This window comes from Allostigmatella hybrida (genome assembly GCF_020103775.1).
GTDB lineage: Bacteria > Myxococcota > Myxococcia > Myxococcales > Myxococcaceae > Hyalangium > Hyalangium aurantiaca.
The window spans coordinates 904,291-918,584 of the sequence record NZ_JAHXBH010000001.1 but is presented as its reverse complement, the minus strand read 5'-3'; the positions used below and the strand labels follow the sequence as shown (position 1 = coordinate 918,584).

Below are 14,294 nucleotides of genomic sequence, written 5' to 3'. Positions count from 1 at the left end.
GCATCGTACTCGGCACCCTCGGGGACTCAAGGCCAACGGCTCCTGGCCGCCCGCCCTCCGTCAGACCGTCAACCGCGCCCGTGGGCGCGTGTCTCCTCGGCCAGTTGCGCTCCCAGCGCCTCCACCGTTTCACGCGTAGTACCGAACATCGCAAGCAGCGCTTCCATGGAGGAGGCCTCCTCCACCCCCAGACAGGCTCCGCCCTCCTGCCGCGCCAGCGCGAGGTCCCCATACCGGCCCACCGCCACGCTCCAGCTCCCGTCCGCCCACTGCTCGAAGGGGTAGAGCCGGCACGCCACGGGCCGCACCTCCGCGGGCAGGGTGCACCCGGTGGCGGGCGCGAAGAAGATGCAGGCCCCGCGCCGCTCCGCGAGCGTCACCCGCACGGGCCCCTTGCGGAAGTAGCCCCGGTACAGCGGCCACTGCCCCTCGTACTCCTGGGCCTCGAGGTCGGTGAGCCCCTCCCGGTGGGTGAAGCGGTGGACCGCCAGCCCCGTGTGGGCGTGGATCCGCTCCATGTCCGCGCGGGTGACCATGGCCAGGTGCTCGCCGTTGCGCGGCTCGCAGCAGGACTTGCCGAGCAGCCCCGGGCAGCGCGCGCAGACAGCGCCTTGCGGCACGCTCATGGGGCGGGGGGCTCCGTGTGGCGCGTCTTGAGCAGCCGCTCGAGCCGCTCGGGCTCCATGCGCACCTGGAACGTCTTCTCCCGGGAGTATTGAACCTGCCCCGGCGCGGCGCCCTTCACCTTGCGGAGGAACTTCACCGGCACGTAGCTCACCTCGCCTCGCGGCTCGCCCTTGGCCCCCGAGTGGTGGAGGGCCAGGTGCGCCGCATCCAGCAACACCTCCTGCGGCACCTCCCTGCCCTTCTCCAGCGGCACCACCACGTGGCTGCCCGGCTGCCCCCGCGCGTGCAGCCAGAGGTGGTAGGGCCGCGCCACCTTGAAGCTCAGGGTGTCGTTGTCCTCCGAACCCCGCCCCACCCAGATGCGCTGGCCGCCATGGCCCACGTACTCCTTATAAGGACGGCCCTCCGGCGGGCCGTCTTCCCCCGTGGGCAGCAGGAGCACCTCCGCCTGGGCCAGCAGCGCCGCCTCGTCCATGCGCTCGAGCTGCTCCAGCGCCTCGCGCGCGTGGGCCACCTCGCGCGCCAGCTCCGCCTCGCGCCTGCGGGCCTGCTCCACGCCCCGCGTCAGCCGCCGGTACTGGTGGAAGTGCCAGTCCACCTGCTCCTTCGGCCCGCGCTTCGGGTCCAGCTTCACCTGCACCTCCTCCATGCCCGCCTCGGTGTACGCGGTGAGCGTCACCTCGGTGGCGCCCCGGCGCAGGCGGTGGAGGTTCTGCGAGAGCAGCTCGCCCAGTTTCCGGTGCTCCTCCGCGTCCGGCCCCCGGGCCGCCTCCGCGCGCACCTTCTCCAGCGTCCGGCCCGAGCGCTTGAGGCGCGCCCGGTACGGCTGCGCGAGGCGCCGGCGGATGGAGTCCGCGCGGCTCCGGCGATCCTTCTGGCCCAGCAGCCGCTCCGCGGCCTCCGCCAACGGGGCGAAGTCCTCCGGATTTGGTTGCAGGCGGGACGGGGCGCTCCGGGCCTTCGCCAGCGCCTCGGGCGGCAGGGGCTCCGGCGGCGTCCACTCCGCCCCAGGGTGCAGCCCCCGGCGCTGCGCGAACCCTTCGCCCGAGAGCATCAGCACGCGCCCGCTCGCGCTCAGCAGCACGAGCCCTCCGGGCGAGGCCAGCTCCAGCACCAGCCGCCGGATGCCCTCTTCTTCCCGGTGGAACTCCAGCACGGCGGCCCGCTCGGCCTCCCGCCACTCGGCCGATCGCAGCTTGAAGCCGGTCAGCTCCTGGCGAAGCCAGCGCTGGAAGGGGGCGGGCTCGCCGGGGGTCGGAAAGCGGTCGGCGGCGACGGACAGCCGCGCCAGCTCCCCCTCGGCGCACAGGCACAGGAGAAAAGAGCGGCCGGGGACCCGGAGTTCCAGGTACGCGAGCCGGGACAGCGGACACCAGGCCTTCTGCACCACCGCGCCCGCAAGGCGCGTGCCGGCCTCCACCACCACTTGTTCCATTTCCACGGGGCGCAGGGCCATGCGGCTTCCCTACCCCCGCGTGCGGAAAATGAAAACGGCCCGGCGGAATCCGCCGGGCCGTTCACGGAAATCCTCAAGGATTCCCGAAGAGACCGACCACTTGTTTAGGCGTTGGGCGCAGACGGGGCGGCCGTCTTGGCCGTCTTGGTCTTGGCCGTCTTCTTGCGCGCAGGCGCCTTACGGGCGGCCTTCTTCGCCGGAGCCTTCTTGGCCGCCGTCTTCTTCTTCGGGGCGGCGGACTTCTTCGTGGTCTTCGAGGCGGTCTTCTTCTTAGCGGCCATGCAAACCCTCCGTTCGGTTGGTTGCCCTCGTCCAGGGGGACGGGGCCCTGCACTCGGACTGACTGACTGAGTGCTTGACTTGAATGGTAGAGGCACCACGCGTGTGTGTCAACGCATGGTGACGTATTGCATGGTTCATCGCAGGCCGATTTTCCGGCTCGCGCGCGTTCGCGGGCCTCTTCGCGCAGCTCCGCGCGGGCCGGTGAGCACGCGCGGAGGCCGATTTTCAGCCTCGGGACGCGACGCGGCGCGGAGGCCGAGAATCCGGCTCCGGACGCGACGCGGATTCATTCCCGGCAACTGTCCGCTGCCTCGCACTGGGCCCCGGGGACACGCCGCGCTTCCGCTGGCCCGAGTCCGCGGCCTAGCGTGCGCGCCCGCGATGAGTGCCGACGAGACGACGTTTCCGCAGGACTTCACCTTCGGGGTGGCCACCTCCGCCTATCAGGTGGAGGGCGGCATCGAGAACGACTGGGCCGAGTGGGAGCGCGCCGGGAAGCTGAAGGAGCCGCACATGCGCTGCGGCCGCGCGGTGGACCACTGGAACCGTTACGAGGAGGACTACGGGCTGGCCCTGGACGCCGGCGCCACCGCCTTCCGCGTCTCGCTGGAGTGGGCGCGCATCGAGCCTGCGCGGGGGCGCTTCGAGGGCGCGGCCCTGGAGGCCTACCGGGAGCGGCTGCTGCGGATGAAGGCCCGGGGGCTGCGGCCCGTGGTGACGCTCCACCACTTCACCCACCCCACGTGGTTCCACCGCGAGACGCCCTGGCACCTGCCCTCGAGCGTGGACGCCTTCCGGGCCTACGCGCGCGCGTGCGCCCCTCTTTTGAAGGGGTTGGAGGCACTCGTCATCAGCCTGAACGAGCCCATGGTGGTGCTGCTGGGCGGCTACCTCCAGGGCCTGCTGCCCCCGGGCCTCGCCGATGGGCCGAAGACGATGGCGGCCCTGGAGAACATGGTGCGCGCGCACGTGGCGGCGCGCGAGGAGCTCCAGGCGGTGCTCGGGAAGGTGGAGCTGGGCATCTCCCAGAACATGCTCCGCTTCGCCCCGGACCGGTGGTGGCACCCGGTGGACCGCGCCCTCGTCCGGCTGGGGGCGCACGCCTACAACCACGCCTTCCACGAGGCGCTCGTCACCGGGAAGCTGCGGGTGACGATGCCGGGGCTGGCCTCCACCCGCGCCCACATCCCCGAGGCCCGGGGCTCGTGCGAGTTCATCGGCGTCAACTACTACTCCCGCGCCCACCTGCGCTTCCTGCCGCGCCACCCCTTCCTCGCGTTCCAGTTCCGGGACCGGCTGCACCGGGGGCTCACGGACATCGGCTGGGAGGACTACCCCGAGGGCTTCGGGGACATCCTGCGCGAGACGAAGCGCTACGGGCTGCCCGTGTGGGTGACGGAGAACGGCATCGATGACCGGGGGGGCCAGCGGCGCCCCCACTACATTCACCGGCACCTGGAGCAGGTGCTCGCCGCGCGGGCCCAGGGCGTGGACGTGCGCGGCTACCTCTATTGGAGCCTGCTCGACAATTTCGAGTGGCTGGAGGGCTGGGGGCCCCGCTTCGGCCTGTACCACGTGGACTTCGACACCCTGGAGCGCCGCCCCACCCCGGCCTGCGCCTACTTCCGCGCCGTGGCCCAGGGGCGGCGGCTGGTGCCTCCGGAGGCCGTGCTCCAGGCTCAGCCCAGCGCCGCCCGGTAGTCGACTTCCTGCTCCTCCGTGGGGGCCTGGGCATCCACCGGGGCCGACATGAAGAAGCGCGCCACGGCGTCCTCCACGCTGGAAGGCGTCTCCAGCGTGTTCACTTCCGCGCGGAAGGCGGCGGCGCCGTGCAGCCCGTACGCGTACCAGGCCATGTGCCGGCGGAAGGAGCGCACCGCGCCCAGCGGCTCGCCCACGAACTCCACGTGGGCCCGGAAGTGCTCCAGCACCCCCGCGCAGCGCTCCTCGGGGGTAGGCGGAGGGCCTCCGGCCAGCTCCCGGAAGATCCACGGGTTGCCCAGCGCCCCCCGGCCAATCATCACGAAGTCACAGCCGGTGGTCTCCAACATGCGGCGCGCGTCCGCGGGCGTCTTCACGTCCCCGTTGCCGATGATGGCCCGGTCCGGGAAGTGGCGCTTGAGGTCCGCGATGACGCTCCAGTCGGCGCTGCCCGAGTAGCCCTGGTCCCGGGTGCGCGGGTGGATGGCGAGCGCCGCGCAGCCCGCCGCGAACAGCTCCCCGGCCATCTGGAGGTAGTTGCGGTGGCCCGCATCCCACCCCGAGCGGATTTTACAGGTGACGGGCAGCCCCGTGGCCTTGCCGATCTCCTCGACGATGCGGGCGGCGCGCACGGGCTCGCACAGGAGGGCGCTGCCCGCCCCGTTCTTCGTCACCTTCTTCACCGGGCAGCCCATGTTGATGTCGATGATCTGCGCGCCGTATTCCTTGCCCACCACCGCCGCGCGGGCCATGGCCTCCGGCTCGCCGCCGAAAATCTGGAGCGCGTAGGGCCGCTCCACCTCGGGCGAGAAGCGCAGGTACTTGAGCGTGCGCTGGTTGGCGCGCATGAGTCCCTGGGCACTCACCAGCTCGGTGGGGCACAGCGCCGCGCCCCACTTGAAGGCGATGACGCGGAAGGGCCGCTCGCTCACCCCCGCCATGGGGGCCAGGATGTACGGATTGGAAAGGGAATAAGGACCGATCTGCAACATGGAGGGCCGGGAACCTAGCGGATTGCCAGAAGCGCCGCAGGGGTGGCGTAACAGTCTGCGCGGCTGGACCTGAACGGTTAAGGTACGCCCCAATGTTCCGTTTCCGCCTCGGGAGCATTCCCGTCGAGGTCCACTCCTTCCACCTGCTCGCCTCGGCCGTGTTCGGGTGGAGCTTCGCCTCCTACGCCTCCCAGGTCGGCCCCCCGTGGCTGGCCGAGTACGTGCTGGAGGAGGGGCACCCCCGGTACGGGGCCGCCATCGCGGCGTACGTGCTGGCCTGGATGTTCATCGTCTTCGTCTCCGTGGTCGTCCACGAGCTGGGCCATGCCATCTTCTTCCGGGCGTTCGGTTACCAACCGAACATCGTCCTGGTGTGGCTCGGCGGGGAGACGTACCCCAACGCCCCCAGCCCCATCCCCTGGCACAAGAGCGTGCTGAGCACGCTCGCGGGCCCCCTGTTCGGCCTGCTCCTGGGGGCCGTGTGCTGGGTGGGGGCCACCGTGGTGGGGGGCCACTCGCTGGCGCTCGACTTCTTCCTCTTCTGGTTCCTCCGGGCCAACCTCTTCTGGGCCGCGCTCAACCTGCTGCCCGTGCCGCCCCTGGACGGGGGCCATGTCACCACCACGCTGGCCTCGCGCTTCTTCGGCCGCGCGGGCTTCATCGCCGCCCAGGGGCTCGCGCTCCTCATCTCCCTGGCCATGGTGGCCTGGGGGCTGAGCACCGGCTCCCTGCTCTTGCCGGTCTTCTTCGCCATGTGGGGCTTCCAGTGCGTCCGGGCCATCCGGGATGCCTTCCAGGCCGGCCGCATGGGCGAGGACCAACGTCCCCTGGCCGAGGCCCTGCGCCAGGCGCAGCAGGCGCTCTCCCGGGGAGCGCTCGACGAGGCGCGCACCCTGGCCACCCCCGTGCTGGAGGCGGGCGAGGCCCTCACCCCCCAGTTGGCCAGCCACGCCCACCATCTGCTGGGGTGGGTGGCGGTCAAGGGAGGCCAAGGCCGGCTCGCGCTGGACCACTTCGCCCAGGTGCAGGGCCAGCCGGTGGAGAGCCACGCCCTGGCGGCGGCCTTCTCCCTGGTGGGAGATGAGACGCGGGCCCTGCCCCTCTGGGAGATGGCGTGGCGCGACACCGGGGACCGCACGGTGATGCACGAGTACGGCGGGAGCCTCCTGCGCGCGGGCAAGCGGGATGCGGCGCTCAAGCTGCCGGGCGTGGACCTGGCGGCCGCCTTCTCCTGCGCGGAGCGGGTGCTGTTCATCCGGGGCGCGTATTCCGAGGCGGCGGCCATGGGCGAGGCGGCGCTCGACTACGTGCCCAACCCTCAAATCGCTTATGACGCGGCGTGTGCCTTCGCCAAGGCGCAGAATGTTTCAGACGCGGTGCGTCTGCTGCACCGCGCCAAGGCGCTGGGCTACCGGGACGCGGCCTATGCCGCCTCGGATGAGGACCTGGCCCCCCTGCATGGGCACCCGGGTTTCGAAGCTTGGCTCACAGAGCTTCGGCAATCTGCGGCCTCCTGACAGAGCCATGACATGGGGGGGTGTTGATCGGGCCAGAGACTGAACAGCTTCTGTCCCGATCCACACCTGCCGAGGCTCTTTTGCAAACCGACACTCCTGCCCTGGCCACCCCCGAGAAGATCAACTGGTGGGCGTCCATCCCCTTCCTGGGCATCCATGCGATGTGCCTGTTCGTCCTCTCTGTGGGGGCGAAGCCCGTGGACGTGCTGGTGTGCCTGGCGCTCTACGTGATTCGCATGTGGGGCGTCACCGCCGGGTACCACCGCTACTTCAGCCACCGGGCTTACAAGACGAACCGCGTCTTCCAGTTCATCCTGGCGTTCGTGGCCACCTCGTCCGCGCAGAAGGGCGTGCTCTGGTGGGCGGCCAACCACCGGCACCACCACCGCGAGTCGGACACCGAGCAGGACATCCACTCGCCGCTGCACAAGGGCTTCTGGTGGAGCCACATGGGCTGGATCATGTGCCCGAAGTACGAGCAGACGCGCTTCGAGAGCATCAAGGACTTCGCGCGCTTTCCGGAGCTGCGCTTCCTCAACCGCTTCCACCTGCTGCCGCCCATCCTGCTGGCCGTGACGCTGTTCTTCATCGGCGGCTTCTCGATGCTCGTCTGGGGCTTCTTCGTGAGCACCACGCTGCTCTACCACGGCACCTTCACCATCAACTCGCTCAGCCACATCTTCGGCAACCGCCGCTACCGCACCACGGACACCAGCAAGAACAACCTGTTCCTGGCGATCATCACCCTGGGCGAGGGCTGGCACAACAACCACCACTACTACCAGAACACCGCCAACCAGGGCTGGTTCTGGTGGGAGGTGGACCTCAGCTACTACTCGCTGAAGGTGCTCTCGTGGATGCGCGTGGTGAGCGACCTGCGCACGCCCTCGGACCAGGTGAAGTACGCCTACAAGAAGTACACCCCGGAGATGCAGGCCGAGCTGAAGGCCTCCACCAACTTCTGGGGCGCCGTCGCCAACCGGAAGAAGGCCGCCGAGGACAAGATGCGTGAGGCCCTGACGGCCGCGGCGGACCACCTGCCTTCGGCCTCGGGGCCCGCCCCCCAGGCCCTGCTCAAGCGGCAGTAGGCCCCTCGGGCCGTTGTTCCCGTGCTCCCGGAGGAGGACTTCCGGGAGCACGGTTGCGTTTAGAGCCCCGCGAGCGCCTGCTGCGGGAAGCTCCGCGCGTCCACCTTGGGCGAGTACTCCTTCACCTTGCCGTCCGGCCCGATGATGACGCCCACCCGGCGCGCGTTGGGCGCCTGGGCATCGTCACATGCCCCGTAGGCCAGCCCCACCTTGCGGTCGGTGTCGCACAGCAGGGGGAAGTTGAAGCCGAACTTCTCCGAGAACGCCTGGTTCTCCTCGGGCGTGTCGAAGCTGATGCCGAGGATCTCCGCGTTCTTCTGCTGGTAACCCGCCTTGTGGTCGCGGAAGCCGCAGCCCTCGGCCGTGCAGCCGGGGGTGTCCGCCTTCGGGTAGAACCAGAGCACCACCGTCTTGCCCCGGTAGTCGGACAGCGAATGCGTCCGGCCCGTGTGGTCGCGGACCGTGAAGTCCGGCGCCGTATCTCCTGGTTTGAGCATGGGCGTCTTCTAGCACGGGCGCCCGGCCTCACAGGCCGTTCAGTCCCCGTCCTTCCGCTCGTAAACAAGCGCCGCGGCGGACCGGGCACAGTCACAATCCAGGCACCCCTGGGCCGCGCACGCGCCGCACGTCTTCTCCAGCCGCTTCTTGAGGGCCTGCCGGGCCCGGTGCAGCCGCACAGCCGCGTTGTTGGGGGTGATGCCCGAGGCCTCGGCGGCCTCCGCCAGCGGGCGCTCCTCCAGGTCCACCTGGCGCACCGCCTCCGCGTACTCGGGCTTGAGCGCCTCCAGCTCGCGGTGGAGGCACTGGCAGGCCGAGCGCTTCAGCCCGGGCTGGAGCACCGCCCCTTCCGCGTCCCGGGCTTCCCGGGCCAGGGCGCGCTCCCCGGCCCGCTGGTGGCGCACGTGGTCCGCCAGGGCGTTGCGCAGCACCCGGTAGAACCACGCCATCAGCCGCGCGCCCTCCAGCGCCGGGGCCCCGCGCTCCAGCACCCGGACGAGGACGCCCTGGAGCACCTCCTCCGCCACGGGCTCGCTCCCCGTCCGGCGCAGGAGGAAGGCGCGGAAGCGGGGGTAGTTCGACACGAGCAACTGCCGCGCCGGCGCGGACAGGGGCCTGGGTTCGCTAGCCTTGCTTGGGTCCATCGGGAAGCTCGATGCCGTCGGCGGCCAGTTGTTGCGCGCTGGCCGGGCCCGCCACGGTGCCCGGCGGGTGCACGTACCAGCCGTTCGGGTCGGCGCGGTCCGGGTCGTCGCGCACCTTGAGGATGGTGAACATGCCGCCCATGTCGATGTACGAGAACGGGCCCGGGCCGCCGCGCATGGGCAGGCTGTTGGGCGGCATGGGCATCTCCATCTCGCCCATGCCCCCCATGCCCATCGTCCCCATGGTCATGAAGTCCGGCATGACGCGGCTCATCCGGTGGTCCAGCTTCCGCGTGTCCGCGCCCACCATGTTCGGCATGTCGTGCCCCATCTGCGTCATGACATGGTGTGTCATGTGGCAGTGCATGGCCCAGTCTCCCGGCTCGTCCGGCACGAACTCGATGACCCGGGTGCTGCCCACCGGCACGAGCACCGTGGTCTCCGGAATCTGCGCGGACGGCGGCACGTAGCCCCCATCCGTGGCCGTGAGCTTGAAGGACAGCCCGTGCAGGTGGATGGGGTGGTGGTCCATGGCGCTCAGGTTGCCCAGGCGGATGCGCACCCGCTCGCCCTTGCCCACCAGCAGGGGCTCGGTGGCCGGGAAGGACTTGCTGTTGAAGGTGAGGACGTTGAAGTCCGTCATCTCGTTCGGGTCCGGCCGCTTGGCCCCCACGTCCAGCCGCCACTCGTGCGTCATCAGCACGAAGTCCCGGTCCACGCGCGGGCCCACCGGCACCTTCGGGTGCACGATGAACATCCCCATCATCCCGAGCGCCATCTGGGTCATCTCGTCGAAGTGTGGGTGGTACATGAAGGTGCCCGGGTGGCGCAGGGTGAACTCGTAGACGTACGTCTCCCCGGGAGGAATCGGGCGCTGGTTCAGCCCCGCCACGCCATCCATGCCGTTGGGCAGGATGATGCCGTGCCAGTGGGCCGTGGTGGGCTCCGGCAGCCGGTTGGTGACGTAGATGCGGACCCGGTCCCCTTCCGTCACCTCGAGGGTGGGCCCCGGCGTCCGGCCGTTGTAGCCCCAGGCGAGCGCCTTCATGCCCGGGGCGAACTCGTGCTCGAACTCCTCGGCGATGAGGTGGCCGACCTTCACCTTGCCCACCGTCTTCATGGGCAGCGTGGCCCCGTTGGGCGTGACGACGGCGACCTGGCCTCCCGGGGCCACCACCCGCGCGGGCGGCGGCCTGCTCCCGGTGAGCGCGCCTGGCGCGGCCTGGGCCCTGCTCACCATGGCCGCGCTCGTGGCGAGGCCGCTCCACTTCAGAAATGAACGGCGATCCATTGTCTCAATGCCCTCCGGCCTCGGCCCCACCGGCCAGTGATGGCGCAGTCCCCGCGCCCTGGGGTGCCCCCGCGCGCCGCCCCGCGAGCAGGGCGTCCAGCGCGGCCTGGGCCGTCCAGTGCTCCTGGAGCAGCCCCACGTAGGCCAGCTCCGCGTCGAGCTGCTCGCGGCGGGCCTGGAGCACCTGGAAGATGCCGATCTGCATGGCGTTGTACTGGAGCAGGGTCTGCCGCATGACCCGCTGCCGGGCCGGCAGGAGCACCTGCTGGTACTGCCGGGCGCGCAGGTACGTGGACTCCACGCGGTTGCGCGCCTCGCGCGCGGCGGAGCGGATGTCGATGGCCATTCCCTGGTAACGCTCCATCAGCGCGTCGAACTCCGCCTCGGAGGCGGCGCGCGTTCCCTGCTGGCGGTCGAACAGCGGCACCGTGAAGTGAATGGCCCCTCCCCACGCCCACTCGCCATGCGAGGGAGTGCCATGGCCCTCCCGCTCGGCAATCACCCCCACGGTGACGTCCGGAATCCAGCCTTCCGCGCGCGTCAGCCCGGAGCGCTGGGCCGTCCCCTCCAGGCGGCGCTGGGTCTCCGCTAGCTCCAGGCTGGCCGTGAGGGCCTTGCGCTCCAGGTCCTCGAAGGTGGGGGCCTGCTCGGCCAGGCGCGGCAGGGTGTCCGTCACCGTCCAGGCGGTGGCATCCCCGTGCAGGCCCAGGAGGCGCTGGAGCTGCTCGCGGCGCTCAAGCGTCTCCAGCTCGAGCTGCGCCACGTTGGCCCGGGCCGACTCGTAGGCGGCCTCCTGGGTGGCGGCATCGAGCTCGGGGATGTTGCCCGCCTCGAAGAGAGCCCGGCTGGCATCCCGGGCGGCGGCGAAGGCATCCAAGGCCTGGGTGGCAATCGCCATGCGCTGCTGCGCCGCCTGGAGCGCGTAGTGGGCCGCGCGCACGGTGTACCCCAGCTCCACGACGGTGCCCGCGGTGCGGTACCGGGCTGCCTCCAGCTCGCTGCGGGCCACCTTGGAGCGGACCACCGAGAGCAGGGCCCGCGAGATGCCGTACTCGACGCGGATCTCCGTCTGGGGCGAGAACGGCTGCTCGGGGTCCTCCTGCTGATGCAGCTCCACCTCGACCGAGGGATTGGGGAGCACCCCCGCCTGGACGAGCTGGCCGCGCGCCACCCCCAGCTCCCGCAGCGAGGCGCGAAGCTCCCGGTTGTTGAGCAACGCGATGCGCACCGCGGTCTCCGCGGTCAGCGGCTGCTGGAGCAACGCCCGCACGTCCTCGGGCAGCCCCTGGGCCTCGTCCCGGGGCAGGGCCAGCTGCGAGGGCAGTGGCACCCGCGTGAGCTCCCGGACCCGGGTGAGATCCGACTGCATGGACGGGGAGACGCACCCGGTCCACCCCAGGAGCACCACGAGCCCGGCCGTGGACCGCTTAGTGCCCATGCCCCTGCCCTCCTTCCTGAGCGCCCGCCTGTCCGCCCGCCCCGCCCTTCGTGAGGGGGGGCTGCTCCTCGAGCCCCTGCCAGTGCTCCGTGGACTCCCCGGGCAAGGGCGGCTCCTGCTGGAGCATCTCCCCGATGCGGGCCTCCGGCGCGGCTTCCGCCTCGGGAGAGGCCGCGGACGCCGGGGGGAAGGAGGCGGGAAAGGCGCGCGGCGCGCAGGCACTCAAGGGCGCGGTGGCTACCAGGGCAATCAACACGGCTCGCATCGGCACAAAAGGGGTCCAGACCATCATCGGGTGAAAGCTTCGGCCCATCACCTCACTGTAGACGCCCTTCTCCAGCGGGCATTACACCCAGGGATGGAAGGGCTCCGGGGCAGGCGAAGCGGTGTAATCCCCGGGAAGGCAGTGCGTCTCCACCAATGGGCCCCGGCTCATCCGCGGCATGGCCCCCAAGGAGACGCGATGCAAACCACGAACGCGTGGAGGCAGAACAGTATGGCCCGGGCCCTGGATGCCCAGCCATTCGAACTTTTGATCCAAGGCATGACGTGCGCCTCGTGTGCCCGGCGTGTCGAGCGAGCCCTCGCCGAGGTTCCAGGGGTGCAAGAGGCGACGGTCAACTTCGCCACCCAGCGGGCCTCCGGGCGCTACCAGCCACAGCAGGCCCGCCCGGACGCCCTGGCCGAGGCCGTGGTCCGCGCGGGCTATCACGTCCTTGCCCGGGACCCGGGCGAGCAGACACAAGGAGAGCAACGGACGCTCCAGCGGGAGCTGCGTCTGGCCGTGGCGCTCACGGTGCCGCTCCTGGTCATCGCCATGTCCCATGGCGCCCTTCCCGGGACGGAAGGGCCGTGGGGCCGGTGGCTCCAGTTCGCCCTGGCCACGCCGGTCGTCCTGGGCCCCGGGCGCCGCTTCTTCACCCTGGCGTGGGCCGCGCTCCGGCACCGGACCGCCGACATGAACACGCTCGTGGCCATGGGGGTGGGGGCCGCCTGGAGCTACTCGACGGCCGCGCTCGTGGCGCCCGGGCTCTTCGCCCACGCCGGGCATGGCCGGGTGCCCCACCTCTATTTCGAGGCGGCCGCCGCCATATTCACCTTCGTGCTCCTGGGCAAGCTCCTCGAAACCCGCGCCCGGCACCGGCTCCTGGACGCGGTGCGCGGCCTGATGGCCCTCCAGCCCCAGCGGGCCCGGCGCCTCCAGGGCGAGCACGAGGAGGACGTCCCCCTGAGCGAGCTCGTGCCAGGCGACACCGTGCGCGTGCGGCCCGGAGAGCGCATCCCCACGGACGGGGAGGTGGTGCGCGGCGCCTCGGCCGTGGACGAGTCGATGCTTACGGGCGAGAGCCTGCCCGTGGACAAGGCGGTGGGCGCCCCGGTCTTCGGGGGCACGCAGAACCAGAGCGGCGCGTTGACCGTCCGCGTCCTCCAGACGGGAAAGGGCACGGCGCTGGCGCGCATCATCGAGGCCATCGAGCAGGCCCAGGGCTCACGCGCCCCCATCGCCCGGCTCGCGGATGTGGTCAGCGGCATCTTCGTCCCCGTGGTGCTCGGCATCGCGGCGCTCACCTTCGGGGTCTGGCTGGCGCTGGACCCGAGCAGCGCGGGCCTCGCCACGGCGGTCGAGCGGTTCGTGGCGGTGCTCGTCATCGCCTGCCCGTGCGCGCTGGGGCTCGCCACCCCCGCGGCCGTGGCCGTGGGCACCGGACGCGGCGCGGAGCTGGGCGTCCTCATCAAGGGAGGCGCCGCGCTCGAGGCGGCCAGCCGCATCGACACGGTCCTCCTGGACAAGACCGGGACGCTCACCGAGGGCAAGCCCTCGCTCACGGAGGTCATCGCCCTCCCCCCGCGGGCCTCCGCCGCCCTGCTCTCCTGGGCCGCCAGCACCGAGCGCGAGAGCGAGCACCCCATCGCCCGTGCCCTCGTCGCGGGGGCCCGCGAGCGCGGCGTGCCGCTCCACCCCGTGGAGGGCTTCCGCTCGGAGGCCGGCCACGGCATCGAGGCCCAGGTGGAGGGCCACACCGTGCGCGTGGGCACCCGGGCCTGGCTGGGCCAGGCGGGCCTGGACGCCCAGCCGCTGGAGGCGGACGCCGAGCGCCTCGCCGCCCAGGGGCAGACACCCTTCTTCGTCGCCGTGGACGGGGCGCTCGCGGGGCTCGTGGCCGTCGCGGACCGGCCCACCGGGGCCGCCCGCCCGGTGGTGAGCGCCCTGGGCGCCATGGGCCTCGACACCCTCATGGTCACCGGCGACCGGGCAAGCACGGCCCAGGCGGTGGCGCATGAACTGGGCATCCGCACGGTGTTCTCCGAGGTAAAACCCGAGGACAAGGCCCGCATCGTCCGGGAGCAGCGCGCCCGCGGCCGGACGGTGGCCATGGTGGGAGATGGCATCAACGACGCACCCGCGCTCGCGGAGGCCCAGGTGGGCATCGCCCTGGGCACGGGCACGGACATCGCGGTGGCCGCGGCGGACTTCACCCTGCTGCGAGGGGGCCTCGCCGCCCTGCCCACCGCGCTGCAGCTCGCGAGGGCCACCCTGAGGACCGTGCGCCAGAACCTCTTCTGGGCCTTCCTCTACAATGTGATGGGGATTCCGCTGGCCGCCGGGCTTCTCTATCCTTGGACGGGGTGGCTGCTGTCCCCCATCGTCGCGAGCGTGGCCATGTCGCTGTCGAGCGTGTCCGTCCTGACCAACTCCCTGCGCCTGAAGCGCTTCCAGCCTCCGGCCGCTCTGCCCGTTCACCCCTGAGGAGACCTCCG

At 71.3% G+C, this 14,294-nt stretch carries 13 protein-coding genes; 4 read left to right on the top strand and 9 right to left on the bottom strand.

All coding sequences use genetic code 11. The annotated features are described in order from the left end of the window. Positions 1 to 68 precede the first annotated feature (68 nt). From KY661_RS03595 to KY661_RS03585, 3 genes are all read right to left on the bottom strand, one after another. The gene (locus KY661_RS03595) at positions 69 to 626 is read right to left on the bottom strand and encodes a YkgJ family cysteine cluster protein (RefSeq protein ID WP_225408848.1); all 558 of its coding nucleotides are present in this window, start codon (positions 624 to 626) and stop codon (positions 69 to 71) included. Beyond that, positions 623 to 2,083, bottom strand: a complete 1,461-nt coding sequence (locus KY661_RS03590) for an NFACT RNA binding domain-containing protein (RefSeq protein ID WP_225408847.1) — start codon at positions 2,081 to 2,083, stop codon at positions 623 to 625. The genes KY661_RS03595 and KY661_RS03590 overlap by 4 nt, the downstream gene beginning before the upstream one ends. A gap of 104 nt (positions 2,084 to 2,187) precedes the next feature. Then, a complete protein-coding gene (locus KY661_RS03585; protein WP_225408846.1) occupies positions 2,188 to 2,364 on the bottom strand; it encodes a hypothetical protein in 177 nt (58 codons plus the stop codon). Positions 2,365 to 2,746: 382 nt separating this feature from the next. Between KY661_RS03585 and KY661_RS03580 the strand changes: the two genes are divergently transcribed. Then, on the top strand, positions 2,747 to 4,066 hold the full coding sequence (locus tag KY661_RS03580; protein ID WP_225408845.1) for a glycoside hydrolase family 1 protein: 1,320 nt from the start codon (positions 2,747 to 2,749) through the stop codon (positions 4,064 to 4,066). Here the strand turns inward: KY661_RS03580 and dusB are convergent. Then, positions 4,045 to 5,058, bottom strand: coding sequence for a tRNA dihydrouridine synthase DusB (gene dusB, locus KY661_RS03575; RefSeq protein WP_225408844.1), 1,014 nt, complete (start codon positions 5,056 to 5,058; stop codon positions 4,045 to 4,047). The two genes, KY661_RS03580 and dusB, sit on opposite strands and share 22 nt — an antisense overlap. A gap of 92 nt (positions 5,059 to 5,150) precedes the next feature. Here dusB and KY661_RS03570 point away from each other — a divergent pair, with 92 nt between their 5' ends. Both KY661_RS03570 and KY661_RS03565 read left to right on the top strand, forming a co-directional pair. Further along, on the top strand, positions 5,151 to 6,575 hold the full coding sequence (locus tag KY661_RS03570; protein ID WP_075009765.1) for a site-2 protease family protein: 1,425 nt from the start codon (positions 5,151 to 5,153) through the stop codon (positions 6,573 to 6,575). Between the two features lie 80 nt (positions 6,576 to 6,655). Beyond that, positions 6,656 to 7,663, top strand: a complete 1,008-nt coding sequence (locus KY661_RS03565; RefSeq protein ID WP_225408843.1) for an acyl-CoA desaturase — start codon at positions 6,656 to 6,658, stop codon at positions 7,661 to 7,663. A 59-nt stretch (positions 7,664 to 7,722) separates the two neighbouring features. Here KY661_RS03565 and KY661_RS03560 read toward each other — a convergent pair whose 3' ends face one another. The 5 genes from KY661_RS03560 to KY661_RS03540 are packed head-to-tail and all read right to left on the bottom strand — an operon-like array spanning position 7,723 to position 11,799. Beyond that, a complete protein-coding gene (locus tag KY661_RS03560; RefSeq protein WP_225408842.1) occupies positions 7,723 to 8,160 on the bottom strand; it encodes a peroxiredoxin in 438 nt (145 codons plus the stop codon). A gap of 39 nt (positions 8,161 to 8,199) precedes the next feature. Continuing rightward, positions 8,200 to 8,805, bottom strand: coding sequence for an RNA polymerase sigma factor (locus tag KY661_RS03555; protein WP_225408841.1), 606 nt, complete (start codon positions 8,803 to 8,805; stop codon positions 8,200 to 8,202). After that, entirely contained in the window at positions 8,786 to 10,096 is a 1,311-nt protein-coding gene (locus KY661_RS03550) for a copper oxidase (protein ID WP_225408840.1), read from the bottom strand. Before KY661_RS03550 ends, KY661_RS03555 begins: the two co-directional genes overlap by 20 nt. Positions 10,097 to 10,100: 4 nt before the next feature. Further along, the gene (locus KY661_RS03545) at positions 10,101 to 11,534 is read right to left on the bottom strand and encodes a TolC family protein (protein WP_225408839.1); all 1,434 of its coding nucleotides are present in this window, start codon (positions 11,532 to 11,534) and stop codon (positions 10,101 to 10,103) included. Continuing rightward, a complete protein-coding gene (locus KY661_RS03540; RefSeq protein WP_225408838.1) occupies positions 11,524 to 11,799 on the bottom strand; it encodes a hypothetical protein in 276 nt (91 codons plus the stop codon). The genes KY661_RS03545 and KY661_RS03540 overlap by 11 nt, the downstream gene beginning before the upstream one ends. Before the next feature lie 198 nt (positions 11,800 to 11,997). Between KY661_RS03540 and KY661_RS03535 the strand changes: the two genes are divergently transcribed. Further along, the gene (locus KY661_RS03535) at positions 11,998 to 14,283 is read left to right on the top strand and encodes a heavy metal translocating P-type ATPase (RefSeq protein ID WP_225408837.1); all 2,286 of its coding nucleotides are present in this window, start codon (positions 11,998 to 12,000) and stop codon (positions 14,281 to 14,283) included. The last annotated feature ends 11 nt before the right edge of the window (positions 14,284 to 14,294 follow it).